The sequence below is a fragment of the Thalassobacillus sp. CUG 92003 genome, from assembly GCF_013618635.1.
Classification (GTDB): Bacteria; Bacillota; Bacilli; order Bacillales; family Halobacillaceae; genus CUG-92003.
Genome location: NZ_JABLSJ010000003.1, coordinates 412,796 through 426,834, shown reverse-complemented (window position 1 = coordinate 426,834; position 14,039 = coordinate 412,796). Strand labels below are relative to the sequence as shown.

At 35.4% G+C, this 14,039-nt stretch carries 19 protein-coding genes; 7 read left to right on the top strand and 12 right to left on the bottom strand.

Going from position 1 to position 14,039, the window contains the following annotated elements:
- The 4 genes from HOP45_RS20535 to HOP45_RS06770 form a co-directional block, all read left to right on the top strand.
- A partial coding sequence (locus HOP45_RS20535; RefSeq protein ID WP_219914503.1) for a hypothetical protein occupies positions 1–369 on the top strand: 369 nt, incomplete at its 5' end.
- A gap of 142 nt (positions 370–511) precedes the next feature.
- Positions 512–730 (top strand): DUF3953 domain-containing protein, encoded by a 219-nt coding sequence (locus HOP45_RS20990; protein WP_181348152.1) that lies wholly within the window; start codon positions 512–514, stop codon positions 728–730.
- 193 nt (positions 731–923) lie between these two features.
- Positions 924–1,055 carry a hypothetical protein gene (locus HOP45_RS20675; RefSeq protein ID WP_255437511.1) on the top strand — a complete coding sequence of 44 codons (132 nt, stop codon included), beginning with the start codon at positions 924–926 and terminating at the stop codon, positions 1,053–1,055.
- A gap of 127 nt (positions 1,056–1,182) precedes the next feature.
- Positions 1,183–1,632 carry a DUF5946 family protein gene (locus HOP45_RS06770; protein ID WP_181348151.1) on the top strand — a complete coding sequence of 150 codons (450 nt, stop codon included), beginning with the start codon at positions 1,183–1,185 and terminating at the stop codon, positions 1,630–1,632.
- A gap of 86 nt (positions 1,633–1,718) precedes the next feature.
- Here HOP45_RS06770 and HOP45_RS06765 read toward each other — a convergent pair whose 3' ends face one another.
- A complete protein-coding gene (locus tag HOP45_RS06765) occupies positions 1,719–1,931 on the bottom strand; it encodes a hypothetical protein (RefSeq protein ID WP_181348150.1) in 213 nt (70 codons plus the stop codon).
- Between the two features lie 238 nt (positions 1,932–2,169).
- On the opposite strand from HOP45_RS06765, the gene HOP45_RS06760 reads away from it, so the two are divergent.
- Entirely contained in the window at positions 2,170–2,628 is a 459-nt protein-coding gene (locus tag HOP45_RS06760; RefSeq protein WP_181348149.1) for a hypothetical protein, read from the top strand.
- Positions 2,629–2,914: 286 nt separating this feature from the next.
- On the opposite strand, the gene HOP45_RS06755 is transcribed toward HOP45_RS06760, so the two are convergent.
- From HOP45_RS06755 to HOP45_RS06740, 4 genes are all read right to left on the bottom strand, one after another.
- Positions 2,915–3,463 (bottom strand): flavodoxin family protein, encoded by a 549-nt coding sequence (locus tag HOP45_RS06755; RefSeq protein ID WP_181348148.1) that lies wholly within the window; start codon positions 3,461–3,463, stop codon positions 2,915–2,917.
- 223 nt (positions 3,464–3,686) lie between these two features.
- On the bottom strand, positions 3,687–3,929 hold the full coding sequence (locus HOP45_RS06750; RefSeq protein WP_181348147.1) for a hypothetical protein: 243 nt from the start codon (positions 3,927–3,929) through the stop codon (positions 3,687–3,689).
- A 137-nt stretch (positions 3,930–4,066) separates the two neighbouring features.
- Positions 4,067–4,690, bottom strand: a complete 624-nt coding sequence (locus HOP45_RS06745) for an MFS transporter (protein WP_181348146.1) — start codon at positions 4,688–4,690, stop codon at positions 4,067–4,069.
- A gap of 142 nt (positions 4,691–4,832) precedes the next feature.
- Positions 4,833–5,723, bottom strand: a complete 891-nt coding sequence (locus HOP45_RS06740; RefSeq protein ID WP_181348145.1) for a LysR family transcriptional regulator — start codon at positions 5,721–5,723, stop codon at positions 4,833–4,835.
- Positions 5,724–5,860: 137 nt separating this feature from the next.
- On the opposite strand from HOP45_RS06740, the gene HOP45_RS06735 reads away from it, so the two are divergent.
- Positions 5,861–6,163, top strand: a complete 303-nt coding sequence (locus HOP45_RS06735) for a hypothetical protein (RefSeq protein WP_181348144.1) — start codon at positions 5,861–5,863, stop codon at positions 6,161–6,163.
- Between the two features lie 542 nt (positions 6,164–6,705).
- Positions 6,706–7,038 carry a Rossmann-fold NAD(P)-binding domain-containing protein gene (locus HOP45_RS06730; RefSeq protein WP_181348143.1) on the top strand — a complete coding sequence of 111 codons (333 nt, stop codon included), beginning with the start codon at positions 6,706–6,708 and terminating at the stop codon, positions 7,036–7,038.
- A gap of 300 nt (positions 7,039–7,338) precedes the next feature.
- On the opposite strand, the gene HOP45_RS06725 is transcribed toward HOP45_RS06730, so the two are convergent.
- The 7 genes from HOP45_RS06725 to HOP45_RS06700 form a co-directional block, all read right to left on the bottom strand.
- Positions 7,339–7,698, bottom strand: a complete 360-nt coding sequence (locus HOP45_RS06725; RefSeq protein WP_255437510.1) for a flavodoxin family protein — start codon at positions 7,696–7,698, stop codon at positions 7,339–7,341.
- A 271-nt stretch (positions 7,699–7,969) separates the two neighbouring features.
- Positions 7,970–8,413: a GtrA family protein gene (locus HOP45_RS06720; RefSeq protein ID WP_181348142.1), complete on the bottom strand. Its 444-nt coding sequence runs from the start codon at positions 8,411–8,413 to the stop codon at positions 7,970–7,972.
- Between the two features lie 229 nt (positions 8,414–8,642).
- Entirely contained in the window at positions 8,643–10,031 is a 1,389-nt protein-coding gene (locus tag HOP45_RS06715; RefSeq protein WP_370457971.1) for an MFS transporter, read from the bottom strand.
- Positions 10,032–10,217: 186 nt separating this feature from the next.
- On the bottom strand, positions 10,218–10,913 hold the full coding sequence (locus tag HOP45_RS06710; protein ID WP_181348140.1) for a response regulator transcription factor: 696 nt from the start codon (positions 10,911–10,913) through the stop codon (positions 10,218–10,220).
- Positions 10,891–12,222 carry a sensor histidine kinase gene (locus HOP45_RS06705; protein WP_181348139.1) on the bottom strand — a complete coding sequence of 444 codons (1,332 nt, stop codon included), beginning with the start codon at positions 12,220–12,222 and terminating at the stop codon, positions 10,891–10,893. Before HOP45_RS06705 ends, HOP45_RS06710 begins: the two co-directional genes overlap by 23 nt.
- A 49-nt stretch (positions 12,223–12,271) precedes the next feature.
- Positions 12,272–12,403, bottom strand: coding sequence for a hypothetical protein (locus HOP45_RS20670; RefSeq protein ID WP_255437509.1), 132 nt, complete (start codon positions 12,401–12,403; stop codon positions 12,272–12,274).
- 400 nt (positions 12,404–12,803) lie between these two features.
- Positions 12,804–13,958 carry an MGDG synthase family glycosyltransferase gene (locus HOP45_RS06700; RefSeq protein WP_181348138.1) on the bottom strand — a complete coding sequence of 385 codons (1,155 nt, stop codon included), beginning with the start codon at positions 13,956–13,958 and terminating at the stop codon, positions 12,804–12,806.
- Positions 13,959–14,039: the final 81 nt, after the last annotated feature.

The following is a 14,039-nucleotide window of genomic DNA, read 5'->3' as shown; positions in this document are numbered from 1 at the left end:
CCAACTGGAAATTCCTCTAGGAAGAGCTCTTATAAGTATTATACGAGGGGGCTTTACTTTAAACAAACTTCATTAATAGTCAGCTTTGAAACTAAAATTAGTCTAAACTGTATGTTTACTACTAGGGTTTTCGGTAGAGGAGAATTAGGAAAATTATTGAACTTGTATAGTGGAGGTGCTAAATCATATATGAGTAATGGAAACTATAATAAACCGTTCAATGATGCTATAGCCCACAAACAGAATATCGAAGGTTATGCGAAAAACACTGCGGGAAAGGTACCTTTACCAACCAAGATACTTTTGTATTTTATGTTTGGAAGTGCGTTTATAATGATTATTCTTTCAATAATTAGCTACTTCCTTTAATTAAGAATTAGCATGTTAGCTAAAGCTCATTGTAGATAAGTAAGTTGAAACTAAAATAGTTTGACTTCTTACATAAAATAGAATGTTTTATTAAAAAAGGGATATAAGTTATTGGGGACTATTCTAAGGCGAGGGAATATTTATGTGGCTAAAAATCTCGAAGTACGTGCTAGCGGTAATAGTTATTATATATGGATTATACGGACTGATTAATATGGACTTTAAATTCAACACCCAAATGGATATATTCTTAGGATTATTATTGTTGGTAATAGGTGTGGAGGAATTTAGTAAAGAGAGAAAAATGACAGGCTGGCTGTTTATTATTGTTTTTTTAGCTTTTGTATCTTTATCAATTTAACACTCTTCTCGATATCTAAAGTTCCTATACGCTTTAACACATATGATACAGAAGAAGAAGGAAGCACTAAAAAAATTTAACGATTGATAATTTGATTAGTTGCATATGACTCTAAAAATATCTTGATATCGAGTCTTCACGTAACGGGGGCTTTTCAGTAGTGAGATAATATATTGAATTGGAGGGAACTCAGTTGGATTGGTTATTATCCTGGTTTGCATTTGCAGTAGCAGTGGGGGCCTATGTAGAAGCTGCTGTAAGGAATAAGATGTTAGAAAAAAGAATTCGTGTCTTAGAAGAATACTATGAAGAAGAAATTAATTAGAAGTTACTTTTGAAATAAATCTCGAATCCGAGTCTTCACCTATCGTGGGCACTAATTCTAAAAAAGGGATTATCAATCTTATACTTCATTTAAACTTATTTATACCATATTTTCAGGAGGGGAAATAATGAAAGAGAAGTGTTGTACAGAATGTGGTGCCTGTCTTACTAAAGGAAAGACATGCCAATCCATTTATCATGAATTTCTTGCCCTAGAGCTTACGGATCCTGGTTATGGCCAAGTCCATTTTCTTACTGTTGCTTGTTATATGATTCAACATAATGGTTATAGTGATGATGCACTTGTATGGATCGAATCTAAACTACGAACATACTTAGAAAATAACTTAACTGGACCTGAAATTCGTACTCTTGCAGCGAAGGACATTGAGGGCAGAACGTGGAAAATCAAGAGACACGAGAATGAACAACAACTACCAAAAGTTTCTTGGTCAATGACCATTGCTGATGTAGAAAAAGAGATGCATGATACTGAAAGCTATTGTGAATTGATCACGGAGTGGGGGAAAAGGACGTTAATTGATATGGGGCCATTGATAGAAAGGGTAAATCCGTAAAAGTTGGTTAATAACTTGGTATCGAGTCTTAAACAAACAGGGCGATTGCTCAATAAAGTAGCATCATTTGCATAAATATCTCTGAATTAGCTTTTTTCACTACGGTCGTTAATTTCTCTTTTAATTAGAAACACGGAAATTTCAAAGGCTTTTATCCGCCTTTTAGCTAGAGTGATTTGAGATTTATAATTATCAGGATTTTCTTTAGCTTCAAAAGATTTTACTGTCTCTCTAAGTTTGTGTAGTGTTGAATTAATTTGACGTTTTGCTTCCACTAAGTCAGATACTTTAATATCCATTTAAGTGCCTCCCCTTTTATTGATTAATAACGACAAATTATTTTTTACTCTCGACAATCAGGATAGACTAGTATATAGGATCTAAAGAGGAGTGTCAAAAGCTTTTGTCTAGTCATGATCTCTCGACTTCGAATCTTCAACTATTGGGGGCGATTGTTTAGTAAGAACAGCCCCCTTTAGTAAGATCGTTGAAAAATTAGCATTATCCATTTGAAAAATTCTATTGTAAGTGAGGGGCGTGTATCAAAAAATATCTATTGGCATTAATGGTTCTATTAGCTTGAGCCTAATGAGTTGTTCGCAATCTCAAAATCGATTACCTGGTGAAAAGCCTCAGGAAGTAAAGATAGAAATCGAAAATGAAACGTATGAGACAATTCGTGGTACATATTTCTGGAATGGTACGTGTCCAGACACGGGAGGCCCTCGTGAACTCTTAAAAGGAAAAGAACCTATTCTTGTAAATCCCGGGGACTCTTTTAAAATCGACTATAAACCTAATCCAAATAAATTCACTTTAATCCAGATAAGTGAAAGTGACGAAGAGGAGGTCTCAATGAAAAAGTTTTTTCCGAACCTTCACAAAAAGGGACCTATTATTATTCTTACGGAGTTTGGTGGGAAGATAAGAAGAAAGAGGACTTATTTCACGGAGATGCCTTTATGCTTTCGCTTTAGAAGTAAGGAGATTATTTAAACCCGATTATTACAAAGAGTTCAAATGTATCTGATTATTAAGAAGTAATCAATTTGGAAATCAGGATCACTACGAATAATACTAAAATTACCGAGGTGAACGAAGAATCAGAACTTAGAAAGGTATTTAGACTTTTAGAAGAATTAAGAGAAAAAAATAAAAATAAGTCACTATGTAATTAGCTGTAAAAATAATACACTGCAAATAAACTAAGAGACATGCTTACCTATTGAGCATGTCTCTTAAATCAATTCAATTAATTTTTAACTTCCTAGAAGAAGATTATTTATGTGCGAAGTGTACGATGATTTTCCATTAAAGTATCATTAATTGTTTTTGCTTGATGAAGTGATTCTTTATCAAAGACTATATCATTAGGCTTTACACCTTTCCCCAATATATAGTCTTTGAAAGTAAACTCCATAAATTCACACACATATTTAAACTGTTGGACAAGAGGCAACCCTTTTATTTTAGGTTTATCTCCGCCCACGGCAATTAAATACACCGGTTTATTTGTCATTGACTTTTTAAAATTAGGGAACTTATCATCTCTTGCTGTTTGAGACCAGCGATCGGTGAACATTTTCATGACACTAGACATTCCGTACCAGTAGATAGGAGTAGCAAATATGATCACATCCGCATCAATCATGGAAAGAATGACCTGATCGTAGTCATCCTGCACCTTGGTAAAACCGCTCTCTTCGTGTCTTTGATCCACGATATGGGTGATTTCAAGGTCTTTCAGAAAGATTCGATGGGCGGAGAGGTTTTTAATAGCCCGTTCAGTGAGGGTTTCCGTATTTCCATTCTCCCTAGTGCTTCCATACAAAACTACAGTTTTTCATATTAAACCACCTCGTAATCGATTTTTGTTTTTTCTTTATGAGATTTTCTCCATACAAACACTTGTATACCTAGACTAATCATTAGTCCTCCCATACTTACAAAACCAATGAAAGGGGAGGATATATCTATGAGCAGTCCTAGTCCACTCGCTAATAACGCCTGACACAGTAGTGCAATACCCATCCAAACGGAAAGAGTTCTACCCATTAACCGTTTCGGAACGATTTCCATGAGCATTGTGTTTTCATAATGATCCTTAAAGAGGAATTGGAAAGTCCAATGATGAAACTTCCTAGATAAATGAACAGTACAAGTCTGTTAGCTGCTAATCCAATCAGTGTAGCAAAGGCAAGTATGAAAATAACCACGACTGCTTTGTTTTCAGAGTTTTTCTTAGCAAATGGAGCAGCTAAAAGACCTGACAACAACCCGCCTATTCCGTAGCTCATATCAGAGAATCCAAATACCACTGAATCGGCATGTAGAGTGTCGTTTACATATCCAGGGAGGACTACATTGTAGATCATGGTCGAGATCAGGGGAACAATCGAAACAATGCCTAACAAAAAGGTCAATTTATGCGTCTTTAGGTATTGTACGCCTTTGGTAAAAGAGGTAAAGTATCCTTCAACGTTTCTAAGCTAATGGAGTGATACTTAACAAAGATCATAAACAGAAAGCTACCTACAAACATCAACGCATTAATAAGTAAAATAGCCTCAAAGCCGATATATTTGTAAATGAACCCAGATGCTGCTCCGGCCATAAACATGCCTACTTGTAAGCTGATCTCAATTAATGAATTCCCTTTCGAGAGTTCTTCTTCAGGTAATAGTTCTTGAATTAAACTTCTGGATGCAGACATGTAGACGCTCCACCCAATCCCATTGATAATGGCAAAAGCGTATATGTAATAGATGGAGGACCCGTCTAGGATAAACAAGGCGGTTAACGCACCAATTAAAACAGCTCTTGAAATAAAGGTTTCTTGAATGACATTTTTTCGATTGAACCTATCCGTTATGATTCCAGTTAAAGGAGATAATAAAAACCCAGCGAAAACATTCAACGTCAACATTACCCCTACAGCTGTTGCTGAACCGGTTTGGTCTAATAAATACCAGTTTGCACCAATCGTACTCATTCCTACACCAAATCCGGAGATAATATCTGCAAGGAAAAACATTAGAAAATACCTTTTAAAAACCATTCCTTCACCTCATTTTTATATGTTGTACCAAATGATAAACGAGGGTTTTTAATTAGTAAAACTGATTATTTTAATTGAAACAATCGAATTTTTTGATTGATCGAAAAAGAAGGATGCTCCCTAGCAGGCGACACCCTTCTTTTTAAGGTTGAAGGATTTTTCGGGTTAAATCAATAAAGGCTTCGAGAGGGATGGTCATAAACTTATCTTTGTGCCATGCGATTTGAGTATAGAAGGCAGGTGTATCACCTTGCCAATTCAACTCTTTTATTCTCCCCTCCTGGATGTCTTTCTCTACCACCATTTCAGGGAGTATAGCTACGCCTAATCCAGCTATGACACATTGCTTAATCGCTTCGATACTCACAAATTCAAAATTATTTGTAGGATGGACTCCAGCTTTTCGAAGAGAATCTTCTAAGATTGTACGGTAGGAACAGCCTGTTTCGGTCAGTAGAAGCGTCTCTTCTTCAAGGTGCTCTGGAAGTAAAGTTTTTTTTGTATGTAAACGGTGGTCCGGAGCTGCAACCAGTTTCATATTGTCCTGGATGAGCGTCTCGACATTCAATGGGTCCTTCGGCTTGTCCACATCCATAATGAATGCAATATCTAATGTCCCATTTATGAGCTGTTCTTTTGCCTTTTCGTCTGAATGGGCAGGTCTGAAAACCAGTTTGACCTGCGGGAATTGATCTTTGAATGCCCTTAAAATTGATGGCAATCGATAGGTGCATTGACTTTCTTGGGCTCCGATCACTAAGGTTCCGGAGGGCTCTTCTAAACCTTTCGCAGCCAAATGTGCCTCTTCTGTTAATAAGAGCATATGATCTGCATATTTTTTGAATTGGCGACCAGCTTCCGTTAAGTAGAGTCGCTTTCCTAACCGTTCAAATAAGGGCGTATCCAGTTCTTTTTCTAAAGATTTTATCTGTGCGGTAACACTCAATTGAGCAAACTGAAGAGCTTTGGCTGTCTTCGTAAAATTCAGTGTTTCTGCTGCAGTTTTAAATGTAACTAACTGTTTCGTTTCCATAGGAACCTCCTGTTATCGAATAAAGTGATTGATTCGATTAATATTATCGTCTGTCATGATCTATGGGGTGAGTATAGAATAAATGCCAGGTCACCACAAGGGAAGAGACTTGTAATAATTAACAGGAGGGATGAGGAATGAGTATCAAAGTGGTTGGTTTAGTGGAACCCAGCTTTTATGGAGTGAAATACGTGAAAGCCACTTATGAACAAGGATATAAGGTGGTTGTCCTTGCATCTTCCAAAGAAAATCCAATCAAATATGGTTATGAAGAACTTTACCGTGATTTAATTATTGCAGACATCAGAGATGAAGAGTCTATATGGCGGGCTATTCAAGAATCACAATATAAAGACGAACTAACTGCTTTGATTCCAGTCACCGATTTTGCCTTGCATATCACTTCAAAACTTGGTTGTTGCACTTTGCTGCAAACCTAGATCTATATGATAAAGAAAAGTTATATTCTGGCATAATTTTTATTTGTATAGCAGCACCTTTTTATGCAATTTGCGTTTTCGTATATTACCGTTTAAATATAAACAATACATAATCAGGAGTAATATTTATCTTGATTTCAAGTCTTAATGTAAAAGAGGCAAATCTGAATACCTAATAAAATGATTCAGCTAGAAAAAAGAAAGGAGGCTGGTATATGCATTAACTTGCTTAAAGGGTTATTTGGAAAACGGAATTAACAATTTAAGAGCGTCTTTAATCATTAATTAATGAGGAAGTAGTAGACATTCCAAGGATTGTTCCACAGTAAGCTAACATTTATATTGTATATATTCGAAATGGAAGATTATCATGACTTCCTGCTAATTATCATGAGTGAATATAGTGGAAGGTCCTTAAACATTAGTTTGAAAATCATCCAGTGATATTCAGCTTTTTGTTTTTCTTTAACTAGGTGCATTTCTATCATGAGGAGAAATGTGCCTTCTTTAATTTAAGTAATCAAAAAAAGATTCTCTTGATAATGGATAATTATCTTGATTTTGAGTCTTCCACTAAAGAGGATCTATTTTCCTTAATTTTCTCAATCATGACATATCTTTTTACCAAGACGTTACGTTATCAATTGGAGAATTCAGCAGTACATGTATTTGAAATTATTCCACCATTAGTAGACACAGAGATGACCAAAGGGAGAGGAACAAATAAAATCTCCCTTGATCGACTCACGGATGAATTTATTGAAGCCTTTACTAAAAAACGTTATGAAGTGGCGATTAGCAAAGTGAAGATCCTTAAAAACTTGAATCGAATAGCCCCTAGTTTAGCAGAAAGAATTTGGAAGAATCAAAGCTAAAATGTTTGATAGTTTGACCATTTGGCGCTTAAGAAGATATAACTCCCTAGTAATAAGAAAACTTTGTTGTTCAATTTAAGGGTGAAAAATAAGAGGTTGTTAGTAATTATCTAATTATCTTGAAATCAATTCTTCATGAAAGGGACGCTTATCTTCAATAACGATATATTGTGAAAACAATCATTTGAGTTAAATGCCCAATTTTGAAATAATTGGTATCAAGAGGTATTCTAAAATGTTTTTTATATAAAGACCAGCTATAAAATGTCAAGTAACTAGGTAGATGCTTTTAACGCTCACTTAAATAAAATTTCGCATAAATATTTTCATGATACTCGACATTCCGTACCAGTAGATAAGAGTAGCAAATATGATTACATCCGCATCAATCATGGAAAGGATGACCTGATCGTAATCATCCTGAATTCTGGTAAATCCGTTCTCTTCATGTCTTTGATCCACGACATGGTTAATCTCAAGGTCTTTGAGAAAAACTCGATGAGCTGAGAGGTTTTTAATAGCTCGTTCAGTCATGACCTCTGTATTTCCATTCTCTCTCGTGTTTCCATACAAAACTACAGCTTTCATATTAGACGATATCGTAATTAACGGAGTTAGCTTTGAAATCAAAGTTGAAATTAATGCCATACTTTCATTCATGTTTTGTTTTTCTTTCAAAAGACTAAATTATTGTTTTGACCTTCTGGAAGTGATTATAATGAGGTTTTTCGACCCTTATATTACTTTATTTTATGAAGCTAATCCATGGGCGGCATGATGTAGTAAGGAACTTTCACTTTTCCTAAAAAGGTGAAACGAGCTTATTCATCAATTCCCCTTGGTACTAACTAAACTGTCAATAACAGAACTAAAAAGGTGCTTCTCAACATAGAGAAGCACCTTTTTTCAAAAAAATACGTGTTACTGCATATTATTTTTTTGAGGAATCTCTGAACACAAAATGCTTTACCATGAAAAAGCTGGCAGTAAAGGATAAAAACATTGCGAGACCTTTCGCTAGGTTATACCTGAGCCAGCGTGGGATTTCAATGATTTGAAAGAGCTGATTTGCTCCAAGAAACACGAGATTATTGACACCGAGACTGACAATTCCCTGGAGTATAAATGCAATCCGTTGTCTGTTGCTTCCTTCAGCACTGTGTCTAAACGTGATATATGAATTCCAGAAATAGCTGTTTGCCAATGCAAGTGAATAAGCAATTGTATTATATAAGGCGAGAATTCCCCGCTCGTCCGTAGGAAAAAGCACCAGCAGCACATTTAATGAACCGATGTCTACTGCGGCATTAGCTATTCCGATCGCACTGAACGACATAATTTGAAATGGCCCTTTTCGCATCTTTTTTTTCTTCATCGGTTATCCCTCTGCTTTTGGTACTTCTTACATTAATTTTTTCTTTTTCATTGGACGTTTTCTATCCAGTCCGATTACTTCTTCATATAAAATCTCTCATTTGTTCAGCAGCTCCAGCAGCCCATCCGAGCTCAGCACTATCCTTGTGTGCATTCAGTGCTAATCGTTTACGCAGATTCTCGTTTTCTAAGCGGCATACAGTTTTTGTGAAATCTCCAACAAGTTTAAATCAGCCTTCTTCGACCCGACGTTTGAGCGTTTTTTTCACTTGTTTGATATCAGTAACGTTATTTTTAGCCATTTTTAAATAACAAATAGCAGAAGGGATAAGAAATATTTGTAGCAGGGATAATGTGACAACATAGCTGTATGGTTCCACAAAATGAGTAGAGACAATCCCAAGTACTATTGCTACACCTACATTCCCAAGGGTCCGTCCTAAACTGTTAAATAGATTCGCTACGCTAAAGGCAGTTCCTCGATGTTCTGGCAGGTTTACGTCAGTAATTAAAGCCAACCAATTAGGTGTATTGGCTGACTGGAATGCGGAAGCAAAAAAGGACAAAATAAATAATAAAGCAACCCAAGGGTTTGTGAAAATTTGCTTAACAATATTTACAAAAATTACTAATGAATTACTAGTTTCAGGTAAGTCCAGACCTGTCATTGGCAAAAAGAAAAACAATATGTACAGTGGTAATGTAAGGAATACAAAAATTGATGTTAAATATGCACGTCCCTTAAAGCTTTTGGTTTGAATTTTATCGCCTAAATGTCCTAAATATACCGATGCCATTCCTCCAATTTGAAAAATGGCGTAAAAATATCCTGAGGCAACAACAGCTGTCTCCATGGAATAGCCTTGCTCTACGGTTTTATATATATATAAAGTTGGAATCCAAATTAGGCTTCCAGTCGCAATATTCATGAAAAAAGCCTGGATATATAAGTAAACATTACTTCCTTTTAACAATATTGCTTTTACATGTTTAGCCTCTATTTTGTAATCATAGGATTGATCGTTATGGTTAAGGTTCTCTAATTCAGGATCGGCACCTCCACGTTTTGGTTCTGAAACAAATAAGAAGAGAATAATTAGAAAGATTCCGATAAACCCTACTAGTTCAAAAGGCCACCGCCAACTTGTAGTAGTTACAGTTGATGATGCCAAAATGGAACCCATAATCCCACCAAACCCTTGAGCCATTCCCCAAAGACTTAGAACAAAACCTCGTTTTTTGTAAGGGATATAGTCAGTCAAGGCACTAAAGCCAATCGATGCCATACACCCCAAACCAATTCCCGTCAACATTTGGTAAAGTAGCAACTGAACGAAATTACTACTAATTGCTGTTAAAAATACGGACAGTACCCAAAGAACAGTACCGATTATAATTAGTCTTTTTCGGTTATATTTACCTGAGAGGTAACCCCAAACGAGCGCTGAAATAGCTGTAACCAGGATATTCATCCCTGATATAAAACCTAAATCAGCAACATCTATTGCTAAATCCTGTGCAATGTACTGAAATAATGGTGGGAACAATCCAATTATGATATGTTCAAAACCTGCAAGTGCTATAAAAACAAATACGGTATAATATATCTTGAAATTCACTTGCGCCAAACTGAGTGTAACTCCTTTTTCATTGATGTTTTTCTCATCAATACTTTGACGTAACACCCTCTGTAATTTTTAGTCCACTAAAGTAAGCTCTTCTATTTCTGATCTCTTTTCGTAAATGTTGTGTAATTTCATTTTTAAGAAACGCATTCTACTTTTTGCTAGATTGTTCAGAATAATCTATGGCTGAAAACGATAACCGGCTCCCCAAACAGTTTGTAGATGATTGGGGTTAGAGGGGTCTGTTTCAATTTTTTCTCTTAACCGATTTATGTGGACAGAAACTGTTCTACTGTCACCATAGGCATCTAGTCCCCATATACGTGTATATAATTCTTCTCTAGTGAAGACTGTCTCTGGGTTTGTGGCTAGGAAATATAACAACTCATATTCTTTGTTCTTAATAAATATTTCTTCGTTATCTTTATAGACCCGTCGTGATTGTGTATTTATACGAAGGCGCCCATAAACAATGTCTTTAGGAATTGACAGTTGAGGTTCTTCCGATAATATTCTTTCATATTGCGCCAAGTTTGCTTTCACCCTAGCTACAAGTTCTGTTGGAGAAAAAGGTTTGGTAATGTAGTCGTCTGCACCTAAGCCCAATCCTTTAATTTTATCTATATCCTCAGTTTTAGCAGTTACCATTAATATTGGAATATTTAAATGATCTCTAATTCTCCTTATGATTTCGATTCCATCCATGTTAGGTAACATTAGGTCTAGCAGTATTAAATCATATTTACCTGACAAAGCGTCCTCCTGCCCCTTTTTTCCATCTTCTACAATATCTACTTCATAACCATCAATTACAAGAAAATCCTTCTCTATTTCAGCTATTGCATAGTCATCTTCAATTATAAGAATCCGTTTCATTTTTACCTCCAACTATAGGGAGAGCAATGGTTATGATCAAACCACTATTAGAAGGACTTTTTGCAGAAATAGTACCTCCAAATCTCTCTATGATTTTATGTGAAATGGCGAGACCCAGTCCACTCCCCTGGCCAGGGTTCTGTCTAGCTGCATCTGTTCTATAAAAAACATTAAATAAATTTTTAAGCTTGTCTTCGGGCACACCTGGTCCATTATCTTGAAATGTGATTGTTACTTCTTCTCCCCTTGGAATACATTCTATAGTGAGTGAGTTATGTTCTTGGTTTCCGTATTTTAAAGAATTCTCAATAATATTTGTGAAAACATTTCGTATTTGAACAGAGTCAACTTTTACGAAAACATTTTCCGCAAAATTTAAAAAGGTTGTTTCCAACCCTCGCTCATTATACTCTGTTGTGATATTTTGTTCATAGTCCTTTAGCAACTTACCTATGTCAAGGGTTTCTATTGAAAGAGGGAAATCACCTGTATCCAATTTTGAGAACAAAAAAAGTTGATTGACAACATGATTTAAGTCACCGGTCTTTTCAGTTATTCTCCTTAAATATTCCTTTTTCATCTCGGGATTTGAAGCTACACCTTTTTCTAGACCTTCCACATATGCTTTAATGGATGTAAGTGGTGAACGCAAATCATGTGAAATTCCAGCCATTAATTCTCTCCTATTTGCATCATCTTTCTTTTTTGCTTCTATTAATCCTTGTAACTGCCCAGCCATTTCATTAAAATCCTCACAGACACTTAAAAATTCATCTTTTCTATTGTATCGAAGACGGTAGTTAAGGTTTCCATCACGAATTTCACGCACTCCATCAACAAGAATATCCAAAGGAACAGCAATACTCTTGAACACCATCCTGTTTAACAGCCAGATTGCAACAAATAAAATAAGCACCATTATTACAATATCCCAAGGAAAAGGGGAGTTATAACCTTCAATGTTATTTTCTTCACCACCGTATTCATAAGATAAATAAAGTCGATAGTCCCCACTATTTATCGAATATAGGGCGCTATTATCCTTAGTAAAATGATGGCGAGATTCTTGATCATTAGCTATATCAAAAAGTTCATTTTCCTGAAAACCTCCTATGTCGTATAAGATATTTTCATCTTTATATATAGCAAAAGCAATAGCTTCGCTTTTGTCTAGTATGTCCATCTGCTCAACATCACTAAGTATTAGCTCTAAGTCATCCTTTTCTATCAACTCTTCAAATTGGAAAGCAATTAATAAAATTATAATTATTAATGCATTAGATAAGAATAAGCGAAGTTTTATAGTCAAAACTCTTACACCTCATTGTCATATCATCCTTTACATTACGAAACACGTACTACTTTCCGTATATTTCCTCAAGCTCATGTAATCCATCTTTACCGAACCTATCTTTTAAATCCCTAGGCTTCTCAATTTCATTAGGTTCATCCTTAATATAATTTGTCAGCAACAATTTATTAATAATCATAGGGATATATCCTCTAATTAGTTTATCGGTTATTTTTAAACTCCTTTATTTTAAAACTTAAACAGTTTTTAAACTAAAGTGACTCCTTTAAAATCAACGAAAAGTAATTTATTCTTATGCGGCTTCACTTAATTAGACCTTTTTTAGGAAAGCGTAGATCCATATGTTTTCTAAATGATATTTCTTCACCTATTTTTTCCATAAAATGACTGGTACAAACTCCAAAAGGTCATCAATCATTAATTCCTCACCCCAGGGTTACAAATGTTAAAGCCGTTTACAATACGCAGTCCGTCACGAATGTCCGGGTGAGGAACCAGGACCGTAATAAAAAAAACAGTATTCCAAATAAGCTTTTCCTTACTTGGAATACTGCCATGTATGCCAGTTAAATAGATTATTAATTGTACGAAAGACTAACGTCATCATTTGTCTCTTCCTGATAATAAAGTTTTACAGTTTCTAAAATAAACTGTAAAATATCCTCTGCTGCATGATCATTGATGAACGCTTTTTGTGATCTTTTAATGCTGTTCAACTTATAACCATCATTTTTTAATAAATCTTCAATAATCGGTTTAATATTATTTATATCGTTGCATACTACGCCAAGATTTAGCTTTTGAGCAAATGCAGGGTTGTCTTCTTCTTGACCAGGTAAAGCACCAGTAATGATAAGTGGAGTGTTTGACGCTACGGCTTCAAACATAATGTTTGGACTACCTCTTGTAAGAGCAATATCGGATGCAAACATTAAATCTTGAATATTTTTCGTAAAACCATAGATCTCAACTTTTTCACCATATCTACTCAGCGTTTCCTCTAATTCAGCCTTTAATTTTTCATTTCTTCCTGCAATAATTTTCACCCTACAATCAAAATTATCTAACATATTTTCAGCAATCCTTTTCATATTGCCGACCCCTTCACCACCGCTCATAATTAAGCATTTAAGAGGGGGTTTTTGGTCTTGTGCAACCTGCACATTTTTATCATTGGCAAAGAAACGAGAACGTACAGGAAACCCTAAAACAGCTATTTTCTCCTTAGGCACCCCAAACTCCAAACATTTCTCTTTTGCTTCTTCCGTAGGGCTTAAAATATAATCTGCTCTCCGGTCTGCCCACAATGGATAAATATTTACTAAGTCTGCAATTAACGTTAGAAAAGGTATTTTAATTTTTTGCTTTTCTAAAATATTGAGAATTGATCCATTAAAGTTAGGATGGACCGATAAAATCACATCCGGTTCAACTTCCTCAATAAGCTGTAAAAAATTTCTTTTAATTTGTAATTCGATAAAATTGTTTACCAAAGATGCTTTTATTGCTGTTAATTTCCAAACTATTTTCCATAAGAATCCAGAGGTTCGGGTTATTGGTCCATAAGAACTTCCAATTAAAGATAGAAGTTTACCGCCAAGTGAAAACCCGTCAACTACATGTGTTTTTACCTCATCACTATTAACACCAATCTTTTCGCACAAAGATTCAGTTATACTCTTATGTCCATGTCCTGTATTATCAGAAGAAATGATTAATACCTTTTTTTGCATATATTCAGCACCCCTTTTTTCCGAACGCGATAAAAGCCGAGCACGTCAACCGCATGCACCGGGACCGCACCTGGGCCGCTC

What these genes read in the sequence shown, in the direction of transcription:
- HOP45_RS06740 (WP_181348145.1), bottom strand. Translation starts at nt 5,723, where the DNA reads ATGGAAACGAAACAGTTAGTTACATTTAAAACTGCAGCAGAAACACTG.
- HOP45_RS06735 (WP_181348144.1), top strand. Translation starts at nt 5,861, where the DNA reads ATGAGTATCAAAGTGGTTGGTTTAGTGGAACCCAGCTTTTATGGAGTG.
- HOP45_RS20670 (WP_255437509.1), bottom strand. Translation starts at nt 12,403, where the DNA reads ATGATTATTAATAAATTGTTGCTGACAAATTATATTAAGGATGAACCT.
- HOP45_RS06710 (WP_181348140.1), bottom strand. Translation starts at nt 10,913, where the DNA reads ATGAAACGGATTCTTATAATTGAAGATGACTATGCAATAGCTGAAATA.
- HOP45_RS06730 (WP_181348143.1), top strand. Translation starts at nt 6,706, where the DNA reads ATGGATAATTATCTTGATTTTGAGTCTTCCACTAAAGAGGATCTATTT.
- HOP45_RS06725 (WP_255437510.1), bottom strand. Translation starts at nt 7,698, where the DNA reads ATGAATGAAAGTATGGCATTAATTTCAACTTTGATTTCAAAGCTAACT.
- HOP45_RS06750 (WP_181348147.1), bottom strand. Translation starts at nt 3,929, where the DNA reads ATGAGCTACGGAATAGGCGGGTTGTTGTCAGGTCTTTTAGCTGCTCCA.
- HOP45_RS06770 (WP_181348151.1), top strand. Translation starts at nt 1,183, where the DNA reads ATGAAAGAGAAGTGTTGTACAGAATGTGGTGCCTGTCTTACTAAAGGA.
- HOP45_RS06745 (WP_181348146.1), bottom strand. Translation starts at nt 4,690, where the DNA reads ATGGTTTTTAAAAGGTATTTTCTAATGTTTTTCCTTGCAGATATTATC.
- HOP45_RS06720 (WP_181348142.1), bottom strand. Translation starts at nt 8,413, where the DNA reads ATGAAGAAAAAAAAGATGCGAAAAGGGCCATTTCAAATTATGTCGTTC.
- HOP45_RS06700 (WP_181348138.1), bottom strand. Translation starts at nt 13,958, where the DNA reads ATGCAAAAAAAGGTATTAATCATTTCTTCTGATAATACAGGACATGGA.
- HOP45_RS06765 (WP_181348150.1), bottom strand. Translation starts at nt 1,931, where the DNA reads ATGGATATTAAAGTATCTGACTTAGTGGAAGCAAAACGTCAAATTAAT.
- HOP45_RS20990 (WP_181348152.1), top strand. Translation starts at nt 512, where the DNA reads ATGTGGCTAAAAATCTCGAAGTACGTGCTAGCGGTAATAGTTATTATA.